This is a genomic window from Vibrio sp. La 4.2.2 (genome assembly GCF_027586995.1).
Classification (GTDB): Bacteria; Pseudomonadota; Gammaproteobacteria; order Enterobacterales; family Vibrionaceae; genus Vibrio; species Vibrio mediterranei.
This window is the reverse complement of the sequence record NZ_JAPPTJ010000008.1, coordinates 1-24,307: the sequence shown is the minus strand read 5'-3', so window position 1 is coordinate 24,307 and position 24,307 is coordinate 1. Positions and strand designations below refer to the sequence as shown.

The 24,307-nt window shown below is 44.4% G+C and carries 22 protein-coding genes, 9 tRNA genes and 1 pseudogene; 7 read left to right on the top strand and 25 right to left on the bottom strand.

Annotation, left to right across the window (positions count from 1 at the left end; translation table 11 throughout):
* Positions 1 to 8: 8 nt before the first annotated feature.
* The 3 genes from rimM to ffh form a co-directional block, all read right to left on the bottom strand.
* A complete protein-coding gene (gene rimM / locus OH456_RS18265; RefSeq protein ID WP_031494889.1) occupies positions 9 to 566 on the bottom strand; it encodes a ribosome maturation factor RimM in 558 nt (185 codons plus the stop codon).
* A 20-nt stretch (positions 567 to 586) separates the two neighbouring features.
* Positions 587 to 835, bottom strand: coding sequence for a 30S ribosomal protein S16 (gene rpsP / locus OH456_RS18260; protein WP_031494887.1), 249 nt, complete (start codon positions 833 to 835; stop codon positions 587 to 589).
* A 221-nt stretch (positions 836 to 1,056) separates the two neighbouring features.
* Positions 1,057 to 2,436, bottom strand: coding sequence for a signal recognition particle protein (ffh, locus tag OH456_RS18255; RefSeq protein WP_270034017.1), 1,380 nt, complete (start codon positions 2,434 to 2,436; stop codon positions 1,057 to 1,059).
* A gap of 172 nt (positions 2,437 to 2,608) precedes the next feature.
* Here ffh and OH456_RS18250 point away from each other — a divergent pair, with 172 nt between their 5' ends.
* Both OH456_RS18250 and OH456_RS18245 read left to right on the top strand, forming a co-directional pair.
* The gene (locus OH456_RS18250; protein WP_038224308.1) at positions 2,609 to 3,403 is read left to right on the top strand and encodes a cytochrome C assembly family protein; all 795 of its coding nucleotides are present in this window, start codon (positions 2,609 to 2,611) and stop codon (positions 3,401 to 3,403) included.
* A 104-nt stretch (positions 3,404 to 3,507) separates the two neighbouring features.
* A complete protein-coding gene (locus OH456_RS18245) occupies positions 3,508 to 4,776 on the top strand; it encodes an HlyC/CorC family transporter (RefSeq protein ID WP_270034016.1) in 1,269 nt (422 codons plus the stop codon).
* Between the two features lie 64 nt (positions 4,777 to 4,840).
* Here the strand turns inward: OH456_RS18245 and metH are convergent, their stop codons facing one another.
* Positions 4,841 to 8,518, bottom strand: coding sequence for a methionine synthase (metH, locus tag OH456_RS18240; protein ID WP_270034015.1), 3,678 nt, complete (start codon positions 8,516 to 8,518; stop codon positions 4,841 to 4,843).
* Between the two features lie 300 nt (positions 8,519 to 8,818).
* On the opposite strand from metH, the gene OH456_RS18235 reads away from it, so the two are divergent.
* On the top strand, positions 8,819 to 10,141 hold the full coding sequence (locus OH456_RS18235; protein WP_240207103.1) for a cation:proton antiporter: 1,323 nt from the start codon (positions 8,819 to 8,821) through the stop codon (positions 10,139 to 10,141).
* Positions 10,142 to 10,396: 255 nt separating this feature from the next.
* Here the strand turns inward: OH456_RS18235 and OH456_RS18230 are convergent.
* The 7 genes from OH456_RS18230 to mutY form a co-directional block, all read right to left on the bottom strand.
* Positions 10,397 to 10,472, bottom strand: a tRNA-Asn gene (locus tag OH456_RS18230).
* 55 nt (positions 10,473 to 10,527) lie between these two features.
* A tRNA-Phe gene (locus tag OH456_RS18225) sits at positions 10,528 to 10,603 on the bottom strand.
* A gap of 7 nt (positions 10,604 to 10,610) precedes the next feature.
* A tRNA-Thr gene (locus tag OH456_RS18220) sits at positions 10,611 to 10,686 on the bottom strand.
* A gap of 58 nt (positions 10,687 to 10,744) precedes the next feature.
* Positions 10,745 to 10,820, bottom strand: a tRNA-Phe gene (locus OH456_RS18215).
* A 125-nt stretch (positions 10,821 to 10,945) separates the two neighbouring features.
* Complete coding sequence (gene mltC / locus OH456_RS18210; protein WP_038224375.1) at positions 10,946 to 12,079, bottom strand: membrane-bound lytic murein transglycosylase MltC; 1,134 nt, start codon at positions 12,077 to 12,079, stop codon at positions 10,946 to 10,948.
* Between the two features lie 54 nt (positions 12,080 to 12,133).
* A complete protein-coding gene (locus OH456_RS18205; RefSeq protein WP_038224304.1) occupies positions 12,134 to 12,406 on the bottom strand; it encodes an oxidative damage protection protein in 273 nt (90 codons plus the stop codon).
* A 14-nt stretch (positions 12,407 to 12,420) separates the two neighbouring features.
* Complete coding sequence (mutY, locus tag OH456_RS18200) at positions 12,421 to 13,479, bottom strand: A/G-specific adenine glycosylase (protein WP_216613724.1); 1,059 nt, start codon at positions 13,477 to 13,479, stop codon at positions 12,421 to 12,423.
* Between the two features lie 141 nt (positions 13,480 to 13,620).
* Between mutY and trmB the strand changes: the two genes are divergently transcribed.
* Together trmB and glsB are read left to right on the top strand one after the other, a co-directional pair.
* On the top strand, positions 13,621 to 14,340 hold the full coding sequence (gene trmB, locus OH456_RS18195) for a tRNA (guanosine(46)-N7)-methyltransferase TrmB (RefSeq protein ID WP_006075540.1): 720 nt from the start codon (positions 13,621 to 13,623) through the stop codon (positions 14,338 to 14,340).
* A gap of 85 nt (positions 14,341 to 14,425) precedes the next feature.
* Positions 14,426 to 15,346, top strand: coding sequence for a glutaminase B (gene glsB, locus OH456_RS18190; RefSeq protein WP_270034014.1), 921 nt, complete (start codon positions 14,426 to 14,428; stop codon positions 15,344 to 15,346).
* Between the two features lie 29 nt (positions 15,347 to 15,375).
* On the opposite strand, the gene hemW is transcribed toward glsB, so the two are convergent.
* The 7 genes from hemW to OH456_RS18155 are packed head-to-tail and all read right to left on the bottom strand — an operon-like array spanning position 15,376 to position 20,099.
* Complete coding sequence (hemW, locus tag OH456_RS18185; protein ID WP_270034056.1) at positions 15,376 to 16,524, bottom strand: radical SAM family heme chaperone HemW; 1,149 nt, start codon at positions 16,522 to 16,524, stop codon at positions 15,376 to 15,378.
* A gap of 16 nt (positions 16,525 to 16,540) precedes the next feature.
* Positions 16,541 to 17,143 carry an XTP/dITP diphosphatase gene (locus OH456_RS18180; protein ID WP_006075536.1) on the bottom strand — a complete coding sequence of 201 codons (603 nt, stop codon included), beginning with the start codon at positions 17,141 to 17,143 and terminating at the stop codon, positions 16,541 to 16,543.
* A 48-nt stretch (positions 17,144 to 17,191) separates the two neighbouring features.
* Positions 17,192 to 17,623 carry a DUF4426 domain-containing protein gene (locus tag OH456_RS18175; RefSeq protein ID WP_062459978.1) on the bottom strand — a complete coding sequence of 144 codons (432 nt, stop codon included), beginning with the start codon at positions 17,621 to 17,623 and terminating at the stop codon, positions 17,192 to 17,194.
* Positions 17,624 to 17,647: 24 nt separating this feature from the next.
* The gene (gene yggU / locus OH456_RS18170) at positions 17,648 to 17,935 is read right to left on the bottom strand and encodes a DUF167 family protein YggU (RefSeq protein WP_006075534.1); all 288 of its coding nucleotides are present in this window, start codon (positions 17,933 to 17,935) and stop codon (positions 17,648 to 17,650) included.
* On the bottom strand, positions 17,935 to 18,492 hold the full coding sequence (locus OH456_RS18165) for a YggT family protein (RefSeq protein ID WP_006075533.1): 558 nt from the start codon (positions 18,490 to 18,492) through the stop codon (positions 17,935 to 17,937). Before OH456_RS18165 ends, yggU begins: the two co-directional genes overlap by 1 nt.
* A gap of 31 nt (positions 18,493 to 18,523) precedes the next feature.
* Positions 18,524 to 19,342, bottom strand: coding sequence for a pyrroline-5-carboxylate reductase (gene proC / locus OH456_RS18160; RefSeq protein ID WP_006075532.1), 819 nt, complete (start codon positions 19,340 to 19,342; stop codon positions 18,524 to 18,526).
* A 46-nt stretch (positions 19,343 to 19,388) separates the two neighbouring features.
* Positions 19,389 to 20,099, bottom strand: a complete 711-nt coding sequence (locus OH456_RS18155) for a YggS family pyridoxal phosphate-dependent enzyme (RefSeq protein WP_062459982.1) — start codon at positions 20,097 to 20,099, stop codon at positions 19,389 to 19,391.
* A gap of 25 nt (positions 20,100 to 20,124) precedes the next feature.
* On the opposite strand from OH456_RS18155, the gene OH456_RS18150 reads away from it, so the two are divergent.
* Both OH456_RS18150 and OH456_RS18145 read left to right on the top strand, forming a co-directional pair.
* Positions 20,125 to 21,165, top strand: coding sequence for a type IV pilus twitching motility protein PilT (locus tag OH456_RS18150; protein WP_270034013.1), 1,041 nt, complete (start codon positions 20,125 to 20,127; stop codon positions 21,163 to 21,165).
* 9 nt (positions 21,166 to 21,174) lie between these two features.
* Entirely contained in the window at positions 21,175 to 22,284 is a 1,110-nt protein-coding gene (locus OH456_RS18145) for a PilT/PilU family type 4a pilus ATPase (RefSeq protein ID WP_270034012.1), read from the top strand.
* 139 nt (positions 22,285 to 22,423) lie between these two features.
* Here OH456_RS18145 and OH456_RS18140 read toward each other — a convergent pair.
* From OH456_RS18140 to OH456_RS18110, 7 genes and pseudogenes are all read right to left on the bottom strand, one after another.
* A tRNA-Asn gene (locus OH456_RS18140) sits at positions 22,424 to 22,499 on the bottom strand.
* 19 nt (positions 22,500 to 22,518) lie between these two features.
* Positions 22,519 to 22,594: transfer RNA gene (locus tag OH456_RS18135), tRNA-Thr, on the bottom strand.
* A 32-nt stretch (positions 22,595 to 22,626) separates the two neighbouring features.
* A tRNA-Asn gene (locus OH456_RS18130) sits at positions 22,627 to 22,702 on the bottom strand.
* Positions 22,703 to 22,720: 18 nt separating this feature from the next.
* Positions 22,721 to 22,796, bottom strand: a tRNA-Thr gene (locus OH456_RS18125).
* Between the two features lie 56 nt (positions 22,797 to 22,852).
* A tRNA-Phe gene (locus OH456_RS18120) sits at positions 22,853 to 22,928 on the bottom strand.
* 233 nt (positions 22,929 to 23,161) lie between these two features.
* Complete coding sequence (locus OH456_RS18115; RefSeq protein ID WP_270034011.1) at positions 23,162 to 23,302, bottom strand: hypothetical protein; 141 nt, start codon at positions 23,300 to 23,302, stop codon at positions 23,162 to 23,164.
* 385 nt (positions 23,303 to 23,687) lie between these two features.
* Positions 23,688 to 23,996 (bottom strand): annotated as a pseudogene (locus OH456_RS18110) (cache domain-containing protein); the annotation flags it as partial.
* Positions 23,997 to 24,307 lie beyond the last annotated feature (311 nt).

Sequence of the window (24,307 nt, the reverse complement as noted above, 5' to 3'; positions counted from 1 at the left end):
ATTAAGGATTAGAATCCAGGATCCCAGTCAACTTCGATCCGTTGAGCTTCGCGATCAACTTTCTTGATCACTTGCTCTTCAAGGTACGGTATCAACCGTTCCTTTTGCCCAAAAGCATCTTTCAGATTTGCTTTCACAACCAGAACATCGTTCGAACCCGTTTCCAACATGTCGGTTACTTCACCTAGGTCGTAACCTTTTGTGGTCACTACTTTCATGCCGAACAATTCGCGCCAGTAGAACTCATCTTCTGACAGTTCAGGAAGCACAGCTGGATCAATTGCAATTTCAAAGTTAGTTAGTAGGTGAGCTTCTTCACGAACCTCAAGACCTTCAAGTTTACACACCATACCTTTGTTATGGCGCTTCCAACTTTCAACTTTCAATTCGACCCATTCGCCCTTTTGACTAATGTACCAAGGACTGTAATCGAAAATACTTTCAGGATTGTCTGTGTAGGTAAACACTTTAAGCCATCCACGAATGCCATAAGTAGAACCAAATTTACCTACAACAATTCTTTCGGGAGTATTGCTCATAGTTTCTTTACCTTTCATCGACGACATACTGCTAACTAAACTAATAATTAAGCCGCTTTTTGAGCGTCTTTAACTAGCTTAGCAACACGGTCAGAAACTGTTGCGCCTTGACCAACCCAGTGGTTAACGCGCTCTAGGTCTAGACGTAGACCTTCTTCTTGACCAGTAGCAGTTGGGTTAAAGAAACCCACTTTCTCGATGAAACGGCCAGTCGCTGCATTGCGGCTGTCCGCTACTACGATTTGATAGAATGGACGCTTCTTAGCGCCGTGACGTGCCAAACGAATGGTTACCATATCGTCCTCTTTGCTTTCTCAATAATAAAAATGACCTCAGAAGTGTTTCTCTAATGAGCAACCTGAGGTCTCGTGCCAAAATAAAGCCCCGGAATTTTACTCTTATTCCGAGGCATTGCAAGGGGTTTAGCTATTTTTTCACCAGTTTTTGGCTGGCATTTCTCGTGTGACGCAGATAACAGTTTGAAACTTAAGGGACTGAAACCTGAGCCAATCCACGGCTAGCGACCAAATGGATTGAAGCCGCCGCCGCCCATGCCACCCATCATGCCTTGCATGTTGCGCATCATTCCACGCATGCCGCCTTTCTGCATCTTCTTCATCATTTTTTGCATCTGAGTGAATTGCTTCAAGAGACGGTTAACATCTTGCACTTGAGTACCAGAACCTGCAGCGATACGCTTTTTACGAGAACCTTTAATTAATTCAGGACGTTGACGCTCTTTCATTGTCATTGAGTTGATGATCGCTTCCATCTGCTTAAACATCTTGTCGTCAACTTTGTCTTTAACGTTATCAGGTAAGTTAGACATGCCTGGTAGCTTGTCCATCATTCCCATCATACCGCCCATATTTTGCATCTGACCAAGTTGCTCACGGAAGTCTTCTAGGTCGAAACCTTTCTTCTCCTTGAACTTCTTCGCCATCTTTTCTGCTTTATCGGTATCAACATTACGTTGTAAATCTTCGATAAGAGAAAGAACGTCACCCATGCCTAAGATACGTGATGCAACACGATCTGGGTGGAAAGGTTCTAGTGCGTCAGTCTTTTCACCCACACCCAAGAACTTAACTGGTTTACCCGTAATATGACGAACAGAAAGCGCCGCACCACCACGAGCATCACCGTCGACTTTAGTTAAGATAACACCCGTTAACGGCAGCGCATCACCAAAAGCTTTTGCTGTGTTCGCGGCATCCTGACCTGTCATCGCATCGACAACAAACAGCGTTTCGACTGGGTTGATTGCTGAATGGAGATCTTTAATCTCATCCATCATCTCATGGTCAACCGCTAAACGACCCGCGGTATCGACAATCAATACGTCATAAAACTTTTTCTTCGCATGATCGATAGCTGCATTGGCTATATCAATTGGCTTTTGATCTGCTGATGAAGGGAAGAAATCAACGCCAATATCGGTAGCAAGTGTTTCTAGCTGTTTGATCGCAGCTGGACGATAAACGTCGGCAGACACCACAAGAACTTTCTTCTTGTCACGCTCATGCAGCAGTTTAGAGAGTTTACCAACACTGGTCGTTTTACCCGCACCTTGCAGACCTGCCATTAAGATGACCGCCGGCGGCTGTGCAGCTAGGTCCAGTGCTTCGTTGGCTTCACCCATGACCGACTCAAGCTCAGCTTGAACGATTTTGATGAACTCTTGGCCTGGAGTTAAGGATTTAGAAACTTCAACACCAACGGCACGCTCTTTTACGCCTTTGATGAAATCTCGAACTACTGGCAGAGCAACGTCGGCTTCTAGAAGCGCCATGCGAACTTCGCGCAGAGTATCTTTAATATTGTCGTCGGTCAGACGACCTTTGCCGCTGATATTCTTCAGCGTTTTGGATAGACGATCCGTTAAATTCTCAAACATTTCTTTCTCTTCGCTGTAAATTGCGATCAATTGTAGTGAGTATACCTTAGCCAGCAGTGAGAGTCATACCTAACAAGATCAAATACGAGTCAATACTTTTTACTTCTGCGATGGCTCATTGAGTCGATGCAGGGTATAATTCCAGCTCTAAGCAATCGATTTTTTAGGAAAAATGGACAGTTTAATCGCAATTGCGGCCGCTATTCTTTATGTGCTGGCCATCGTTACAATTATCCCAGGCTTGGTCCACCAGGTCGGGATCCGTACAAAAACTGTTCTCGTCAGTGCGGTTTTAGCACTAGCTTTTCATGCGTGGCTACTCAGTGATCTCATCTTAAGTGGCAGTGGACAAAACCTCAGCATCTTGAATGTCGCTTCATTAATTGGCTTCATTATTTCGCTGTTTATGAGCATTGCCATGCTTAAAACGCGAATTTGGTTCTTATTGCCTGTGGTTTACGGCTTTGCCGCCATTAATCTCTCCGCCGCCGCTTTTGTTCCAACTGCGTTTATTACTCACTTGGAGCACAATCCAAAACTGCTAATTCATATTTCGTTAGCACTTTTTTCCTATTCTACGCTCTCCATTGGTGCGCTTTACGCAATTCAATTAGCGTGGCTTGACCATAAGCTAAAGAATAAGAAAGCACTGACCATTAATCCTAATCTTCCACCTTTAATGATGGTTGAAAGACAGCTTTTCAAGATCATTTTGATTGGCACTGGTCTGCTTACCGCAACGCTTCTTACTGGTTTTGTGTTTGTTCAAGATATGTTTGCTCAAGGCAAGGCTCACAAAGGTGTGCTTTCGTTCTTGGCTTGGATTATCTACTCAGTATTGCTTTGGGGACATTACCGCAAAGGATGGCGCGGCAAAAAAGTGACTTGGTTTGCTGTTGCAGGCGCAACCTTGCTGACTCTGGCATACTTCGGTAGCCGATTCGTTAGGGAAATCATACTAAGCTAAATGGCTTGATATGCTCTACTTAGCACACTACGAATGTCGCGTTGACAACACAGTATAAATGGTTCATTAATTAACCAGCTATTAACTAAAGGAATTTTGAAGTTTTGGACGACATTTCGACCGGTATTTTGTTTGCAATCCTTGCAGGTCTAATTGTAATTTCCGGCTACTTTTCCGGCTCAGAGACAGGGATGATGTCTCTGAACCGCTATCGACTTAAACATCTTTCTAAGACTGGCCACAAAGGCGCGAAACGCGTCGAGCGCTTACTCAATCGCCCAGATCGGTTGATTGGGTTAATTCTCATCGGTAACAACCTCGTTAATATTCTCGCCTCAGCCATAGCCACCGTCATCGGTTTACGCCTTTATGGTGATATTGGTGTCGCCATTGCCACAGGTGCACTAACTCTGATTATTTTGGTCTTTGCCGAAGTCACACCGAAAACGCTCGCCGCCCTGTATCCAGAACGCATCTCTTTTATGAGCAGTATCTTGCTGACCATTCTGATGAAGGTTCTGTCTCCCCTGGTTGTTTTAGTTAACTTTATTACTAACGGCTTTATTCGCTTGTTGGGTATTCGCGTTAATCACAATGATGAAGATCATTTAAGCTCGGAGGAGCTAAGAACAGTAGTTAATGAAGCTGGCTCGCTGATCCCACGACGTCACCAAGATATGCTGATTTCTATTCTCGATCTTGAACACGTGACCGTGAATGACATTATGATCCCTCGCAACGAGATTACTGGCATCAATATTAATGATGATTGGAAATCAATTGTTCGTCAGTTAACCCACTCACCTCATGGTCGTGTGGTGCTGTATCGTGATCAGATTGATGAAGTAGTTGGGATGCTGCGTCTACGTGAATCTTATCGTTTAATGTTGGAGAAAAACGAATTCACCAAAGAAACCCTGCTCCGAAGTGCTGATGAGGTTTACTTCATTCCTGAAGGGACGCCACTCAACGTGCAAATGCTAAAGTTCCAACGTAATAAAGAACGCATCGGACTGATCGTTGATGAATACGGTGATATTAATGGCCTAGTCACCCTAGAAGACATTCTCGAGGAAATCGTTGGTGAGTTCACAACTTCAATGGCGCCAACACTCTCTGATGAAATTACGCCGCAAGGGGACGGCAGCTTCTTGATCGAAGGCAGCGCCAACATCCGAGACATTAATAAAGGCCTTAAATGGAACCTACCAACAGATGGCCCTAGAACATTGAATGGTTTAATGCTGGAGTATTTGGAAGATATTCCTGAAAGCCACCTGAGTGTTCAAGTTGCAGAGCATCAAATGGAAATTGTTGAACTGGAAGAGAACCGTATCAAGATGGTCAAAGTTTTTCCAAAGAACAAAAAATAACCAACCTGTATTAAAAGAAACGGCACCAAAAGGTGCCGTTTTCTCTACTTCCAAATGGAACAACCTAGTTGATATTAGGCCCTAACCACTTCTCAGCTTCCGTTTGATCCCAACCTTTACGATCAGCATAGCTGTCTACCTGATCTTGTTGAATCTGTGCAATTGCAAAGTATCGAGAATCAGGGTGTGAGAAATACCATCCGGACACAGAAGCTCCAGGCCACATCGCATAGCTAGAAGTCAGTGACATACCGATAGTTTGCTCGACCTCGAGTAACTCCCACAACGCACCTTTTTCCGTATGCTCTGGACAGGCTGGGTAACCAGGGGCTGGTCGGATACCTTGGTACTTTTCACGAATCAGGTCGTCATTAGACAGGGCTTCATCTGCTGAGTATCCCCAGATCTCTTTACGAACTTTCTCATGCATGTATTCTGCAAACGCTTCTGCCAAACGATCAGCAACCGCTTGGATCATGATCGCATTGTAATCGTCACCTTGAGCTTTGTACTCGTCAGCCAGTTCACGCTCACCAATACCACCGGTTACCGCAAACGCACCAATCCAATCTTGCTTACCACTTTCTTTTGGTGCTACATAATCAGAAAGACAGTAGTTGAACCCTTTAGGCTTTTCAGTTTGCTGACGCAAGTTATGCAGTACTTTGCGAACTTGGGTGCGAGTTTCATCAGTGTATACTTCAATATCATCTCCGACAGATGCCGCAGGGAATAAGGCACACATGCCACTTGCTTTTAGCAAGCCTTCACGTTCAACTCGGTCTAACAATTCATTGGCATCGTGGAACAATCGCTTCGCTTCTTCACCTACCTCTTCATGCTCTAGTATCGCAGGATACTTGCCCACCAGCGACCAAGTCATAAAGAACGGGGTCCAATCGATATAATTTCTTAGTGTTGCGACCTCAAAGTTCTCGAATACATGCACGCCCGGCTTCGCTGGAGTCGGTGGCGTGTAGTTTTGCCAATCGATAGCCACCTTGTTTGATCTAGCTTCTTCAAGCGTCACCGGTTTAGTTCTTGGCTTTTTACGGTTGTGCTGATCGCGCACGCGTTCATAATCGATATCAAGCTTTTCAATGAAGGCTGGTTTAAGCTCTTCAGATAACAGTGAAGTACAAACACCAACCGCACGAGATGCGTTATTCACGTAAACAACAGGTTCACTGTAGTTCTGTTCGATCTTCACTGCCGTGTGCGCTTTGGATGTAGTAGCACCGCCTATCAACAGAGGCAATGTGAAGCCTTGACGCTCCATCTCTTTTGCTACATGAACCATCTCATCAAGAGATGGAGTAATCAGTCCGGACAGACCGATAATATCCACATTCTCTTCTTTGGCGACTTTAAGAATCGTTTCGCACGGCACCATAACGCCAAGATCAATGATTTCATAGTTGTTACATTGCAATACAACACCAACGATGTTCTTACCAATGTCGTGAACATCGCCTTTCACTGTCGCAAGTAAGATCTTACCATTTGAAGAACCTGCTTGTTTCTCTGCATTAATAAACGGTTCTAGATGGGCAACCGCCTGTTTCATAACACGAGCGGATTTTACAACCTGAGGTAAGAACATTTTGCCTTCACCAAACAGGTCACCCACCACGTTCATGCCATCCATTAATGGCCCTTCAATGACTTCCAGAGGTTTAGACGCATTAACACGCGCCTCTTCGGTATCTTCAACAATAAACTCAGTGATACCTTTTACCAAAGCATGCTCTAAACGCTTTGAGACCGGCCAAGTGCGCCATTCAAGTGCACTGGCATCCTCCTCTTTGCCCACTCCCTTATTGGCATACTCAGCGGCAATATCAAGCAGTCTTTCGGTGCCATCATCACGGCGGTTAAGTACGACATCTTCAACCGCTTCACGCAATTTCTCAGGCACATTGTCGTAAATCTCAAGCTGACCAGCATTTACGATACCCATGTCCATACCATTTTTAAAACAGTGATAAAGGAACACGGCATGAATGGCTTCGCGGACATAGTTGTTACCGCGGAAAGAGAACGAGACATTAGACACACCACCAGAAATCATGGCATGTGGAAGGTCACGTTTAATATCGGCAACGGCTTCAATGAAATCCACAGCGTAGTTGTTGTGCTCTTCTATACCTGTCGCCACTGCGAAAATGTTAGGGTCAAAAATGATATCTTCAGGAGGGAAACCAACCTCATCGACCAGAATATTGTAGGCGTTGGTACAAATTTCTAGCTTACGCTCACGAGTCTCTGCTTGACCAATTTCATCAAACGCCATCACGATAACCGCAGCACCATAGCGCCTGATTAACTTCGCTTGCTCGACAAATTTCTCTTTGCCTTCCTTCATGGAAATCGAGTTAACGATGCCTTTACCTTGAATACACTTCAGGCCAGCTTCAATCACTTCCCATTTTGATGAGTCTACCATGATTGGTACTTTGGAGATTTCAGGCTCAGAAGCACACAAGTTTAAGAAACGGACCATGCACGCCTCGGCATCAAGCATGCCTTCATCCATATTGATATCGATGATCTGCGCGCCGTTTTCGACTTGCTGACGAGCAACCTCTAACGCTTCGTCATATTGCTCTTCTTTAATAAGGCGCTTAAATCGTGCAGAGCCAGTTACGTTAGTACGTTCACCAACGTTAATAAATAAAGAGTCTTTCTCAATCGTCAGTGGCTCTAACCCTGATAGTCGACAAGCTACAGGTAGCTCTGGTAGAGGACGAGGAGTGACACCTTCAACGGCATTCGCCATTTGACGAATATGCTCAGGTGTCGTACCACAACAGCCACCAACGAGGTTTAGGAAGCCACTGCGCGCCCACTCACCAATGTGCTCTGCCATATCTTCTGGCGACAAGTCATATTCACCAAAGGCGTTAGGTAAGCCTGCATTAGGGTGAGCAGAAACAAAGCTCTCGCCAATACGCGACATTTCTTCAACATATTGTCTAAGCTCATCAGGGCCTAAAGCGCAGTTTAAGCCAAAGGAAAGCGGTCTTACGTGACGTAACGCGTTATAGAAAGCTTCTGTTGTTTGACCTGAAAGAGTTCGTCCGGATGCATCGGTAATTGTACCCGAAATCATCACTGGCAGCTCATAGCCAAGCTCTTCGAACACAGATTCGACGGCAAAAGCACACGCCTTCGCATTGAGTGTATCGAAGATTGTTTCGATAAGGATTAGGTCTGAGCCACCTTTGATCAGTGCATGTGTTGATTCTGAGTACGCTTCTACCAATTCATCAAACGTGACATTACGATAACCAGGATCATTCACATCGGGAGATATTGAACAGGTTCTGTTGGTTGGGCCAAGTACACCAGCAACATAGCGAGGTCGGTCTGGCGTTTTAGTCGTCCACTCATCTGCGGCTTCACGAGCCAGCTTTGCCGCTTGGTAGTTAATTTCCTCGCTGAGCGATTCCATATCATAGTCGGCCATTGCTATCGTGGTAGCGTTAAAGGTATTGGTCTCTAAGATGTCCGCGCCGGCTTCCAGATAAGCACTATGAATCTCTTTAATAAGTGCTGGCTGAGTCAATACTAAAAGGTCATTGTTACCTTTCAGATCACTCGGCCAATCAGCAAAGCGCTCACCACGGTAATCTTCTTCCTCAAGCTTATAACCCTGAATCATGGTGCCCATACCACCATCAATCAGTAGAATTCGTTGCCTTAGCTGACTCTCTATTTGTTGTCTTACGTTACTTCCCACGATACTGCCTCATTCCTTGCTTATGCCGTCATCGTATCATAGATTTTTTAGAAATCTAGACGTCTAAAAATCTTTCTAGTTTTATTATCTTCCACGTTATCTAACTAAAAGGACTGACACAAGCGCTTCTATATTCTATCCACTGACTACAATTTCATTTCGGTTATGAGAAAAATCCGCAAGTTACCTCATTAAGCTCTAATCTATAAACAAGAGGAATGAATTCAAAAATAGTGATTGATATTCCTGCAAGAGAAGCACAAAATCCCATTAACATTTTTTTACAAACTAGGTGGAGTGATGTCCGTTTATCAGACTTTATGTTTTTTGTCGGCAGCGGCAATGTTAATTGCCTTTGTAAACAGCAAGATAGGAAAAATGCAGACTACGATAGCCATCACAGCTGGTGCAATGATGCTGTCGCTGCTCATCTTGATTGCTGGCCAAAACGATTGGTTTCAACTTACTGAGATTGCCACAGAGACCGTAGCTGATATTGATTTTGAAGACTTCCTTCTACAAGGGATCCTTGGTTTCTTACTCTTTGCAGGTGGTTTGGGTATTAAATTGCCTCACTTAAAAGATCAGAAATGGGAAATCACCGTTCTCGCACTCGGTGCCACACTATTCTCGACCTTCTTCATCGGTTTTGTGCTGTATGGATTTTGTAATGTCATTGGCATTCAGTTTGATCTCATCTACTGCTTGCTATTTGGTGCTCTTATCTCTCCAACGGACCCTATCGCAGTATTGGCAATCGTCAAAAAGCTCAAAGCGCCTGAACGCGTTTCAACGCAGGTTGAAGGTGAGTCACTGTTTAACGATGGTTTCGGTCTGGTTATCTTCGTCACTCTCTTTACGATCGCTTTTGGCAGTGAGACACCAACTGTCGGCAGCGTGACTATGCTGTTCTTACAAGAAGCTCTGGGTGGTATCTTATATGGCTTTGTTTTAGGTTTAGTATTCCACTACCTAATTAGCTCGACCGACGACCACTCTATGGAACTACTACTTACCATAGGTATCCCAACAGCCGGCTATGCTTTTGCAGAAGTGCTTCATGTTTCAGGCCCGTTGTCGATGGTGGTGTCAGGCATTATGATCGGTAACTGGACTCGTTATATCGGCTTCTCCAAAGAAACAGAAGACCACCTAGACCACTTCTGGGAGCTTGTTGATGAGTTTTTAAATGGCGTACTGTTCTTACTTATTGGTATGTCGATGCTGCTGTTCCAATTCCATCAAGAAGACTGGATTTTGATGGCCTTCTCTATTCCTCTGGTTCTTGGTGCACGCTATTTAAGTGTCGCACTGGCCTATGTAGGCTTTAAACGCTATCGCACTTATAACCCTTGGTCAGTTCGAATTTTAACGTGGGGAGGCCTACGCGGCGGTCTTGCTTTAGCAATGGCACTCTCTATTCCATCAGGAATTTGGGTTATCGAAGACAAACTTATCGACGTTAAAGAGATAATTCTTGTAATGACCTACTCTGTGGTGGTTTTCTCTATTCTTATCCAAGGCTCCACCATTACGCCTATGATTGAAAAAGCGAAGCTTGCAGAGAAGGAAATGGCGGCAAAGAAAGCGGCTCAAGAGCAAACCAACGCCCATCAAGAATAGTGAGTTTTTAATATCTACCAAGAGCCTCACCTTATCGGTGGGGCTTTTTTATGAATGTAGTAATGAAGTAGTAATACTAAAACACATCAAAAGCAAAATAGGCCGTATCTTACGATACGGCCTATTTATAAGTGGCTCCACTGACCATGCACTCGTAGCTACAACGGGGCTGCTTAGGTCAGCGACATCAAGCTTGCAAAGCTTAGGAGCGTAAATGCAAAAAGACCGCATCTTTCGATGCGGTCTTTTTTAAAGTGGCTCCCCCTGCGGGACTCGAACCTGCGACATACGGATTAACAGTCCGCCGTTCTACCAACTGAACTAAGGGGGAATTATTTGTGTAAGCACTGGTCATTAAGACCACTATTTGCTTAAGCACCAAATAATGGTGCCTCGAGGCGGAATCGAACCACCGACACGAGGATTTTCAATCCTCTGCTCTACCGACTGAGCTATCGAGGCAAATAAATGGTGCCGACTACCGGAATCGAACTGGTGACCTACTGATTACAAGTCAGTTGCTCTACCTACTGAGCTAAGTCGGCGACACTTTATTTTGCGTTGCTCGTGCTAATTTATATCAACACCAACAATATCAAATTGTGGTGCCCGGAGGCGGAATCGAACCACCGACACGAGGATTTTCAATCCTCTGCTCTACCGACTGAGCTATCCGGGCAACGGAGCGCTATTAAACGGATTTTCCGGTCTCCCGTCAACGCTTTTTTGAAAAAAACTTCAAAAAAGCGTTCAAGCGCTGCATTTTTCATCGAATCGTATTCGTTTTGCGCAGATCGGGACAAATTAGCCTTTTCCAGCATTAAAATCTTTTTTGAATTTAGTTACTTTCTCCAAATAACGTCGCGCTTCAGCATTCGGGTGTTTTTTAGTCAACGCCCAATAAACTTGATTCGGTTGCAACGAATTGAGGTCGTTCATCGCTCGCTTTCTGTCACTATGGAATGTTTTCAGCACTCCTCCCGTCCCGCCGTTATATGCGGAAATCATACTGTACTCCAACGACAGTGGATGCCTAACATCTTTCAAGTAGCGATTTTTTAGAATGTAGAAGTACGCCGTCCCAGTATCAATATTCTGTTCAGGGTTGAACAAATACTCTGGCGTCGGTTCTCCCGGTTTGTTTTTGACAAGATTAAACACATCTCGACCCGCAGTCTTTGGCACCACCTGCATCAAACCATAGGCATTAGCCCAGCTAACCGCATAAGGGTTAAAGCTACTTTCTGTTTTTATAATCGCGTAGATAAGATCTTCTGGGATGTCATAGCGCTTAGAAGCCCGGCGTACGATATCTGCATACTGGTAACTACGCTGTTTAAAGTGATCCGCTACCATAGGGATCTCAACGTAGTATGCCTTCTTGAAATCTACGTTTTTGGTCTTTAACTTATTCGCAATGAGATAATCGGCAAAACGGTTAGCACGCCATGTCCATTGGATTGGTTTTTTCTCTTGGTCGACAACCTGGTTATAAAGGAATGGCTGACCTTCTAACTTAATGGCCTTAGACGAGAACAAGTCAACGCTTGATGGATCATCAGGCGTCAAAAGCGTTGTCACAATAGCGGCCTTAAGGTGCTTCTCCGGCTCGGTTGGAGACACGGTTTCAATCGTGATAAGACCTTTACTAAAGTTAACTTCGGCGCGGCTCAAGTAGTTATCAATGTATTTCACATAATTACTTTTACCAGCAACCTTAACTTCGCGACTACCCCAGCGCTTCTGGATATTACCGTTAAAGCTGTTGATCAGCGCGTCCAACGCCTTTGTGTCTTTTACATATTGGCCTGGGAGTTCGGCTAAGTTCTTAGCAAAGCGGTTGGTTGGCTCGTAGTTAACATCATATATCTTCTCGATAAATTCGCGACTACAGCCCACCAGCAATAGGGGAACCAGAAAGTAGATTAACTTCTTCATAGACAACATTAAAAACACCACCCAAAAGGTGGTGTTTGATTTATTCCTTGTAGATTACTCTGACGGCGGCGTGTAGCCGTCGATGACGACATCCTTTCCTTCAAATAAGAAGTTCACCATTTCAGTTTCAATCAACTTACGATGCTCGGGATCCATCATGTTGAGTTTCTTCTCATTGATCAGCATGGTCTGCTTAGACTGCCATAAAGCCCATGCTTCTTTCGAAATGTTATCGAAGATACGTTTACCCAATTCACCTGGGTACAATTGGAAGTCGAGACCTTCAGCATCTTTCTGTAGGTGAGCACAAAAAACCATACGGCTCATATTGTTATCCTCAATTAATGTCGTTGTAAGGTTTCAATTAGCGACTTAACTGGTGCCGCTAATCCAACCTTTTCTGGATTAGTTATGTTATACCAAAGACCTTTCGACTCTTCCATCACCATTGTTGGAAGCTGGTTAAGCGTCACGACGATTGGCGTTATATCGAGGTGATAATGGCTGAATGTATGTCGAAAAGCGATTTCAACCTCTCTGGATTGGATATTTCGCTGTTGGATACCATATTGCTCCAACACCTCATCAATATCCGCGCTAGGACTCTCAGGGAAGCAAAACAAACCACCCCAAATCCCCGTTTGAGGCCTTTGAGCCAGCCAGAGTTCATCTTGGTGTTTTAAAATTACAAACCAAGTCTCTTTTTCAGGTTTGGTTTTCTTAGGTTTCTTCCCCGGGTAATCAAGAGGATTCCCCTGCTTATTAGCAACACAGAAGCTTTCTACGGGGCACAATGTGCATTTTGGTCGACTTCTGGTACAAACCATTGCCCCCATGTCCATCATTGCTTGATTGTACTTATCCGTATCTTCCGCGGGAGTGTGCTGCTCAGCGATTTGCCACAGCTGGTTTTCTACTTTTTTCTGCCCAGGCCACCCTTCAACAGCAAAGCTACGAGCAAGTGTTCGTTTTACATTACCATCGAGAATTGCATGAGGAAGTTTATGAACTGATGATAAAACAGCAGCTGCGGTCGAACGCCCCACTCCTGGTAATGCATTCATTGCTTCGAGTGACAAAGGAAATTCACCTCCATGCTGTTCGACAACAACTTGAGCGGCCTTATGAAGGTTGCGTGCTCGGGCGTAATATCCCAACCCCGTCCACAAGTGTAACACTTCATCTTGTGGCGCTTTAGCCAAAGACTCTACTGTGGGGAAGTGCTCCAAAAACCTTTCATAGTATGGAATGACAGTGGTCACTTGTGTCTGTTGTAGCATGATTTCCGACAACCAAACCTTATAAGCGGTCTTTTGTTGTTGCCACGGTAGCTCTTTGCGACCGTATTTCTCATACCAATCTAATATTGAGCGTGCAAAAGGCGTCACAATTACTCTCATCTCTCTTATAATTTGCTAGAAATTGCACCACACTTAGTAACAGAAGTAAAACTGCGTGAAATTCTGATCCGATAATGCTTGCTTGCGAGCAAATTCTTTGGATAATTCCCGCTCTGATTATTGAATGAACAGGCTAAACCAATGAGTGAAGTGACTACTAACGAATACACAGAAGATGGCAAACTGATTCGCAAAGTTCGCAGTTTTGTTCGTCGTGAAGGACGCCTAACCAAAGGCCAAGAATCGGCGATGGAAGAGTGCTGGCCTACAATGGGTATTGATTACCAAGAGTCACTACTCAACTGGGAACAGGTATTTGGTAACAATAACCCTGTTGTTCTTGAAGTTGGTTTCGGCATGGGCGCTTCTTTGGTCGAAATGGCAAAGAACGCACCAGAAAAGAACTTTATTGGCATTGAAGTACACAGCCCAGGCGTAGGTGCATGTCTATCATCAGCGCGCGATGCTGGTATTACTAACCTGCGTGTTATGTGTCACGATGCGGTTGAAGTCTTTGCCAACATGATTCCGGACAGCAGCCTAAGTACAATGCAGTTGTTCTTCCCTGACCCATGGCATAAAAAGCGTCACCACAAACGTCGTATTGTGCAGTTAGATTTTGCTGAAATGGTAAGAACTAAGCTTATTCCAGAAACAGGCGTATTCCACATGGCTACAGACTGGGAAAACTATGCCGAGCATATGGTCGAGGTAATGAACCAAGCACCTGGCTATGAGAATATTGCTACTGATGGTGACTTTGTACCACGTCCAGATGATCGTCCTTTAACAAAGTTTGAAGCTCGCGGTCACAGACTTGGTCATGGTGTTTGGGATATCAAATATCGCCGCACAGCTTAAGTTTCGATTGCTAATCGAATTCTAATCCTGAAAAGCCAACCTCCCGTTGGCTTTTTTTGGCGCTTACGTTGGGAGAACAACAAATATGAAACCAACTAAACAGATTCTTTCTACTATCCTCAGTGAAGTAAAACCACTGATTGGACAAGGAAAAGTCGCGGACTACATCCCTGCTCTTGCAAAAGTACCTAACAACAAACTAGGCATAGCAGTGTACACCAACGAAGGTGAAGTGATTACCGCTGGAGACGCCGAAGAGTCCTTTTCTATACAATCAATTTCCAAAGCACTGAGCCTAACTTTGGCAATGATGCTGTATAAACCAGAGGAAATCTGGCAGCGAGTCGGCAAGGAACCCTCAGGGCAAGCTTTTAACTCACTAATCCAGCTTGAGATGGAACAAGGAATACCGAGAAATCCGTTTATTAACGCTGGCGCGATTGTGGTAGCCGACCTACTGCAAAGTCGCTTATCGGCGCCTAGGCAGCGTCTATTGGAGTTTGTTAGAACACTTTCAGGTGACAACCATATTGTCTACGATAAGATCGTGGCAGCTTCAGAAATGATGCACAGTGACCGCAATGCAGCTATCGCTTATCTAATGCGCTCGTTTGGTAACTTTAATAACGATGTTATTCCTGTTCTCAATAACTATTTCCATGCCTGCGCTTTAAAGATGAGCTGTGTTGATCTTGCCAAAACCTTTAGTTATTTAGCCAATCAAGGGCAATCCGTAAATACTAAGAAGCAGATCATCACACCGACACAAACCAAGCAGATCAATGCGTTATTGGCGACATGCGGCCTCTATGATGGCGCCGGAGAGTTTGCTTACCGTGTCGGCATGCCAGGTAAGTCAGGTGTGGGCGGTGGTATTATTGCGATTGTTCCGGGTGAAATGACTATCGCGGTTTGGTCTCCAGAACTGGATAAATCTGGTAACTCTCTCGCTGGGACGAGAGCGTTGGAGATGCTTTCGGAGCGAATTGGACGTTCTATATTTTAATTGAAAAGGGAGGCATTTCGCCTCCCTTTTTACATAAAGCCTTCAAGTAAATCATTTAAAAACAAACGACCTTTATCGGTGATCTGCCACTCTTTCGAGGTCTCACTGATGTAGCCTTTTTGTTTAGCCCAAGTTACCTTGTCTTCGATATCTCTTTCAGACAAACCTGTCCGCTCTGTAAATTCAACTCGCGGACATGCTTCCAACAACCTGAAACGGTTCATGAAGAACTCAAATGGACGCTCTTCCGGAGCCACTTCGGTTTGAGCATCTAGGTATGGCTTTAACATATTGAGATAGCCGCGTGGGTGCTTCACTTTAGTCGTTCGAACAATACGACCATCGGCAAAACTCAACTTACCATGGGCACCGCAGCCAATACCTAGGTAATCGCCAAAACGCCAGTAGTTTAAGTTATGCTGACATTGAAAGTCTGGCTTGCTATAGCCCGAAATCTCATACTGCTGATAACCTGCCTCCACCAGCATTTGATGTCCTTGCTCGAAGATATCCCAAAGATCATCATCACCTGGCAACGTAGGTGGTTTAGAGTAGAACAAGGTATTCGGCTCAATTGTGAGTTGGTACCACGAAAGATGCGGTGGCGCCAATTCAATCGCCTGCTTAAGGTCACTTAATGCGTCATCAATAGATTGATCTGGTAATCCATGCATAAGATCCAAGTTAAAGCTGTTTAAGCCAATTTCATGAGCCAGCTTTGCTGCATTGACCGCTTCACTTTCACCATGAATTCGTCCTAAGCGCTCAAGTTTGGTTTGCTGAAAGCTCTGCACACCGATAGAGATGCGTGTGACGCCTACGACTCGGTACTGCTCAAATCGTGCAGCTTCGATCGTTCCTGGATTGGCCTCCATAGTGATTTCTATGTCATCACGAAATGGAATACGTTCCCTTACTCCATCAAGCAACCGCTTAATGTATTCTGGAGCGATTAAACTTGGAGTACCACCACCAATGAAAATTGAGTGCAGCGGGCGAGAATCTGAAGCCAATCCGTATTGGCGAATATCAGTATCTAAATCCTCAAGTAATGCCGTTATGTATGCTTGTTGGGGAATATCTCCCTTTTGGGCATGCGAGTTAAAGTCGCAGTATGGACATTTTTGAACACACCAAGGAATATGGATATAGAGACTCAACGGCGGCGGTACCAGCACAGGTGTTTGCTCCATGTTAAAGACCTTGCGCCTTAATCGTTGCGAAAAGCTCCTTTAACGCTTTACCGCGGTGTGACAGCTGTTTTTTACGTGCAGGTTCTAGGTCAGCAGACGCACAGTTGTCTTCAGGCACAAAGAAAATAGGATCATAACCAAAACCATTGTCACCACTTGGCTCCGTTAGAATACGACCTTCCCATTTTCCATGACAAACGATCGGCGTAGGATCAGCGGCATGACGCATTAATACCAACACGCAATGAAACCGTGCTGTCCTCTGTGCTTCAGGAACCCCTTTCAACTCTTCTAGTACTTTATCTAGGTTACGCTTGTCCGTCGCTCCTTCTCCAGAGTAACGAGCAGAGTAGATCCCCGGTGCGCCTTTTAAGTAATCAACTTCTAACCCAGAGTCATCTGCAATCGCAGCTAGTCCTGTTTCTTGAGCGGCATGTCTGGCCTTAATGATGGCATTCTCGATGAATGTCGTACCGGTTTCAGCCACTTCTGAGACATTGAATTCACTTTGGGCATGGACTTCAAAACCAAAATCAGACAGCAAATCAGCCATCTCTTTCACTTTGCCTTGATTGCCGGTTGCAAGTACGATTTTTTTGCTCATGGGGTTCTCTCGAGTTAGTAAGCTTAAGCGTTGGTATTTACTGGAACCTTAAGGTTCTACATACAGTTTCTGACTAAAGGTAATAGGACCGCGACCTTTGTTTCCAGCATCAATATCAATCGTGAATTGGTATTGCTCTTCGTTCACGATAGGAAATTGAGCCAAGTAGTATATCGCATCTCCTTCCTTAATTTCTTTAAACTCGAGCGTTTTGGTTTGGCCAATCAGGTTTTTAGCATTGCCTTTTATCGATACTGGCATGGCGGGCTTGCCCGCACTTGAACGGTCAAGGACACTGATATTCACCGTTGCAACAAACTCATTACGCTTCAAACCATAGCTACGCGCCACTTGTGGCGTCATAAACGTCGAGTTAAACACCACATAATGCACTTCTGCATCCTTGATTGTTTTGAACTGTTCCGCTTGAGCTAACCCAGTCACCATCAATGCCGAAATCAACAATAACCACTTTTTCATTGTTCTTCTCCTTTAAAAAAGCCCTCATAAGAGGGCCATAAATTCCTTGGGAATCAGTGCAGGTGACACTATTCGAAGTTGTTTGTGCCTTCCAAGCTCACCTTTCTCAATCAACACTTGTCCCTTTGCGACTTTAAATTGTTTAGCAAGGTACTTGCTCAAATGCGCATTGGCCTTTCCATCAACAGGAGGAGCAGTAATCGCCACCTTAAATTCTTCACCATGCTCTCCCACCAGCTTGTCTCGACTGGCTTTAGGTTGAACATAAATACGAAGAATGAGGTCTTCTCCATCCTGTTTTACGGCTGACATTAAAGTCGATACCAAATTGGACCAATAAGATCGCCCATTAGGAAATTAGCAAACTGCAGCACAATAAATAGCACTAACACACTCAAATCAAACCCACCCATCGCTGGAATGATTCGGCGAATTGGTGCCAACATAGGCTCTGTCAATTGATGGAAGACATACTCGATCGGACTACGCCCTTGACTGACCCAGCTTAAGATTGCACGAATTAATAGTACCCAGAACAACAAGCCACCCGCAGCTTTAATCAGAGAAAGCAAACCTAGGAACAAGAAGTCAGCACCGAAGCTAAAGTTGCCACCAGAAGCTATCAGTACCAAAGCCACGTATTTACCAACACAAAGAACGTAAGCAAACAGTAACGTCGCCATATCAATAGCGCCAATAGACGGAATCATTCGTCTTAGTGGCGCTACTACAGGTTGGGTTGCTTTCACAATAAACTGTGAAAACGGGTTGTAGAAGTCTGCGCGTGCTGCCTGTAGCCAAATGCGCAAAATCACGACCATAATGTAGAGATCAAACAAGGTCGAAACCAAGAAACTCATTGAATTCATAACTAGCCCTTACGAGTTATCATTGTTGGGATTAAAACAGTTTTTCCATTTCTTCAGCACGGGTCACGGCCGATTGCATCGCTTTAGCAACAATGCCTCGAATATCATTTTCCTCAAGCGTACGAACCGCTTCTGCCGTTGTCCCTCCTTTAGAGGTGACCTGTTGGCGCAGGGTAGCTAAATCAGTATCTGGATTCTCATTAACCATTTTAGCTGCGCCTAATGCGGTTTGTTGCACCAACAGGCGAGCGGTGTCTCCATCAAAGCCACTTGCTATCGCTTGTTGCTGAATCGCTTCCATGAAGAGGAAGAAATACGCCGGAGCACTACCAGCGGCAGCGATAATGTCATTGATGCCGGATTCTTGCTCAACCCAACAAACTTTACCAACAGCCTGCATCAGCTCACCTGCATAGGTTTTATCACTAACGGGTGTTATTGGGGAAGCAAATAGACCACTCATACCCTCACCTAGTAAAGAAGGTGTATTCGGCATTACTCGAATCAGATTTAGTGGGCTGGCAAACATTTGTTGCAGACGCTCTATTGAGATTCCGGCCGCAATTGAAATGACCAGTTTGCCCTGAAAATCAATCGACTGAAGTGGTTTAGCCACTTGTTCCATTAATTGAGGTTTCACAGCCATCACAATCACATCGGCTTGTTGTGCTGCCTCAGTATTGTTCGTCGTCACTTGAATATCATAAGCCTGCTGCAAAGCAACTAACTTTGCTTCGCTAGGATTTGTCGCAGTAATACAATCTGGACGGTAGCCACTGGCCACCAATCCCGCGACGATGGAGCGAGTCATATTGCCCGCGCCAATGAATGCGATCTTTCTTTGTTCCATTAACCCTATCCTAAATTAGAGGTACTTTGCGTCACTCTCTTATGTGTTACGCTTTGTTGCTGTAATCTCTCGCACCAAAGATAGCTGTTCCAATTCGAACTATGGTACTTCCAGCTTCTATCGCCGCTTCCATATCACCACTCATACCCATCGATAGCGTATCGACTTGAGGGTGCTTTTCTGCCAGCAAGTTTTTGACCTCTGCCAGTGCTTTAAAAGCAATGAGCTGAGATTGATAGTCACTAACATTCTCTGGAATTGACATTACTCCTCTTAACGTGAGGTTTGGTAATGAGGAAATCAATTGGGCAAGCTCTAAAACTTGCTCGCTATCGACACCAGACTTACTTGCTTCACTGCTAGTGTTCACCTGAATCAGTACTTGAATAGGCTTCATACCTTGAGGGCGCTGATCATTAAGTCGTTGGGCGATTTTGGCACGATCTACAGTATGAACCCAGTCAAAGTGCTCTGCGACTGGTCGTGTTTTATTCGACTGAATAGGTCCAATAAAGTGCCATTCAATATCTATATCACCATGTTGTTCATTGAAATGAACAACTTTAGAAACGCCTTCTTGAACATAGTTTTCGCCAAAACGACGTTGACCTGCCTGACATGCGTCTAAAATTGCCTCAATAGGCTTAGTTTTACTGACCGCGAGCAATTGCACATCACCTTGCGCTCTCCCGCACTTTTGCTCAGCCTGTGCAATTTGGGAGGTGATTAGTTCGATATTTTGTTGAATACTAGTCATAGCTTACAAATTATAAGGAAAATGAATGGATATCACCGAGTTACTAGACTTTAGTGTAAAGCATAACGCTTCAGATCTACACCTTTCTGCTGGTGTCCCACCTATGGTACGTATTGATGGTGAAGTAAGAAAGCTTGGTATCCCTGCTCTTGAGCATTCTGAGGTCCATAAATTAGTTTTTGACATTATGAATGATAAACAGCGCAGCGAATACGAAGAGCATCTCGAAATCGATTTTTCGTTTGATGTGCCCGATATCGGTCGTTTTCGTGTCAATGCGTTTAATCAATCTCGAGGCTGCTCCGCCGTTTTTCGTACCATCCCCAATGAAGTTCCAACACTGGCGCAAATAGACGCACCCGACAAATTTTCTGAGATAGCCAGTTTAGAACGCGGTTTGGTATTAGTGACAGGGCCGACTGGTTCGGGTAAATCAACGACACTAGCTGCCATGGTCGACCACATTAACCAACATCAAAACAAACATATTCTGACCATTGAGGATCCTATTGAGTTTGTTCATCAGAATAAAAAATGTTTGGTTAACCAGCGAGAAGTTCATCGCGACACCCACAGTTTTAAAGCTGCACTCCGCTCTGCACTGCGTGAAGACCCGGACATCATTTTAGTTGGTGAGCTTCGAGATCAAGAGACCATTAGCTTAGCTCTTACCGCAGCCGAAACGGGCCACTTAGTGTTTGGCACTCTGCACACGAGCTCTGCAGCCAAAACCATTGACCGAATTATTGATGTATTTCCAGGCCAAGACAAAGAAATGGTTCGCTCTATGCTCTCAGAATCGTTACGAGCTGTTATCGCACAAACTCTGTTAAAGCGCGTGGGAGGAGGGCGCATTGCTTGTCATGAAATTATGCTAGCGACACCCGCTATCAGAAACCTAATTCGAGAAGATAAAGTAGCTCAGATGTACTCAATTATCCAAACAGGTGCGGCAAGTGGTATGCAGACCATGGAACAGCACTCTAAACGGTTATTGTCTCAAGGATTGGTTGAACTAGAAGAACTGAATAAGAAGATTGAACAACATGGTTCAATGTTTCAATAGGACGAGATAATGCACAACATTGATACCATTCTAAATCACATGCTTGACGAAAAAGCCTCTGATCTTTACTTAACAGTCGATGCGCCACTGTTATATCGCGTAGATGGCGAACTGCAAGCAAAAGATGACAAGCTCACTACAGAGGCGATTCAAGCGCTTTTAAGCAGCGTTATGGAGCGTTCTAAGTACTCGGAGTATCAGACAACAAAAGAAGCTAATTTTGCGATAGTGAAGCCATACGGCCGTTTTAGAGTAAGTGCATTCTACCAGCGAGAATTGCCTGGTGCGGTCATCCGAAGAATTGAAACTCAGATACCGACCTTCGAGCAGCTTTCGTTGCCAGAAGTATTGCAAGATCTTGCAATAGCTAAACGCGGTTTAGTCTTAGTGGTAGGAGCTACTGGTTCTGGTAAATCTACCACTATGGCAGCGATGACAGGTTATCGAAATCAGCACCGCAGTGGTCATATTCTTACCGTCGAAGATCCCATCGAATTCGTTCATGAGCACGCAAAATGTATCGTGACACAGCGTGAGGTTGGGCTGGATACTGAAAGCTATGAAGTTGCTCTTAAAAATTCACTTCGACAAGCTCCTGATATGATTTTAATTGGTGAGATACGTTCTAGGGAAACGATGGAATACGCCATGTCGTTTGCTGAAACTGGGCACCTTTGTATCGCAACATTGCATGCGAATAATGCTAGCCAAGCTTTAGAGCGAATACTACACCTTAAACCGAAAGATAGACGGGAGCAGTTCCTCTTTGACTTATCTTCGAATTTAAAAGGCATCGTAGGACAACAACTCATTCGAGATAAGAATGGACAAGGCCGTCACGGCGTTTTCGAGGTTCTCCTAAATAGTCCTCGCATTTCCGAACTCATCCGTAAAGGTGATTTACATGAAATCAAAGCTGCAATTGCGAAAGGTAAAGAAGCCGGAATGCAAACCTTTGATCAGGCCTTATTTGATTTGGTTTCAGCTGGCAAGATAAATCAAGAGGACGCTTTGCACAGTGCTGATTCGCGAAATGATCTCAGATTAATGCTAAAGCTGCAAAGTAACGACAATAACAGCTCATCAAACCTTAGCGATATTAAGATTGATATGAGCTAATCACAGGCTCTAACCAGCGTGAGAAAACACTTCGAAAAGACTGTATTACTGCAATACGGTCTTTTTTACAGTTCAGGAGAGGGAAGGCAAACTCAAGATAACAAAAAAGGCTGCATCGTAAGATGCAGCCTTTATAATGTGGCTCCCCCTGCGGGACTCGAACCTGCGACATACGGATTAACAGTCCGCCGTTCTACCAACTGAACTAAGGGGGAATTGCTTTTCGCAATAAAGTGGTGCCGACTACCGGAATCGAACTGGTGACCTACTGATTACAAGTCAGTTGCTCTACCTACTGAGCTAAGTCGGCACTTAAAGCAAGCTTTTGCTTACTTTTAAAAGTGGCTCCCCCTGCGGGACTCGAACCTGCGACATACGGATTAACAGTCCGCCGTTCTACCAACTGAACTAAGGGGGAATTACTTTACGTAATAAATGGTGCCGACTACCGGAATCGAACTGGTGACCTACTGATTACAAGTCAGTTGCTCTACCTACTGAGCTAAGTCGGCGACACTTTATTTGTTATTGCTCGTACTACTGTTAACAGCACCAACAATCTAAATTGTGGTGCCCGGAGGCGGAATCGAACCACCGACACGAGGATTTTCAATCCTCTGCTCTACCGACTGAGCTATCCGGGCAACGAGGTGTATTAAACGGTTTTTCGTCCTGTACGTCAACACTAAATTGCAAAAAAAATATCGTTTGGTGCTTTTCTATACTTAGCGTTCTGTTTTTATTCATTTGGCGCTCAAAAACAAGCCCTAGCAGTCGTTCGGCTCTATTAATGAATATAGATAAACTAGGCTCATTAACTTTCCCAGCACCAAATAAGTTAAGATTTTGTCCCCTAGTACAAAGAGAAAAACCTTGATTACTGAACCTCAAAGCGAGCTACTTTGTGGTACAGCTCTAACGACAGTTGATTTAATGAACGAGTGACTTGCTCTGTTTCTTCTAAAGCCGAGCGAAGTTCACTGCCACTTTGTTCAATCATGTTGATAGGTATCGTCACTCACCTCCGTTTGTTCTGTTGTCGCTATCGCGATTTGAAGGCAATAGCCTCTAAACGGAGCAACGACTTCTTGCAAAGCAGCTGAGGCATTTTGTAACTCTACAATCTTCGTTTCCTAGTCTACGCGTAACTATTAATACTTCGAATGGCATGTTGTGAGCCTGACTGAAGATTACCCATCATTTCTAGAATCTCTTTTATGCTTTGTTGAGTCCGGCAAACAATATTTCTGACTTCAGCAGCAACAACAAAGCTTCTACCTTGTTACCCGGCACAAGCAGTCTCGTAGCGGCATTCAATGCAAGTAGATTGATCTGCTCATCGATATGCCGATCACACCCAGAACCCGAGCGATATTGCGGACATCAGAATCAAGCTCAGAAAGGATAATGTCTGTAATACTCTGTCCGACACTATCTTTGAAGTTGTGAAAACTCGTACCATAGCGCAGAAGCACAGGGTCAAGAGGAACAACAATAAACGTCATATCCTCATCAGCTATATAGACGTATTCGCTATCTTTGTAGATGTAATTACACCGTATTCTTATGACGATAGCCTTATTTACTTGCTCTGTTAGCTTATCCCTAAGGATGGGTTTTCTAGCTAAACGGCTTGTAGAGTAGGTACTAGTAAAAACTTCTGTAACGCGTGCTTTATCATCTGCATTGCATGCTACTCGAAGCGACCACAAGACTACTCAGTCTAATAACCGGTGTGACAGGCAATGACATAGAGTCATCTCTTATTTACTATCTTTTAGCTTATTGTCTTCAGCACAACGGTGCACTAGGAGGATAACAGTAGGCTCATATTAAAAGGAATATCAAAAGCCTTGTGGATATCGATATGGTGGTAGGGAAAGAGCACTTACTCTAGGGTAATGTTCTGCGTGTGAAGCTATCTTTTGAGAAATGTAAAAGTCCCAGTCTTTCGGCAGGAGTGCCTAGTCTAGGGTTGAAATCAACCGGAAGTCGATTTCCTTGAAAAAGGAAGCAATCAAAT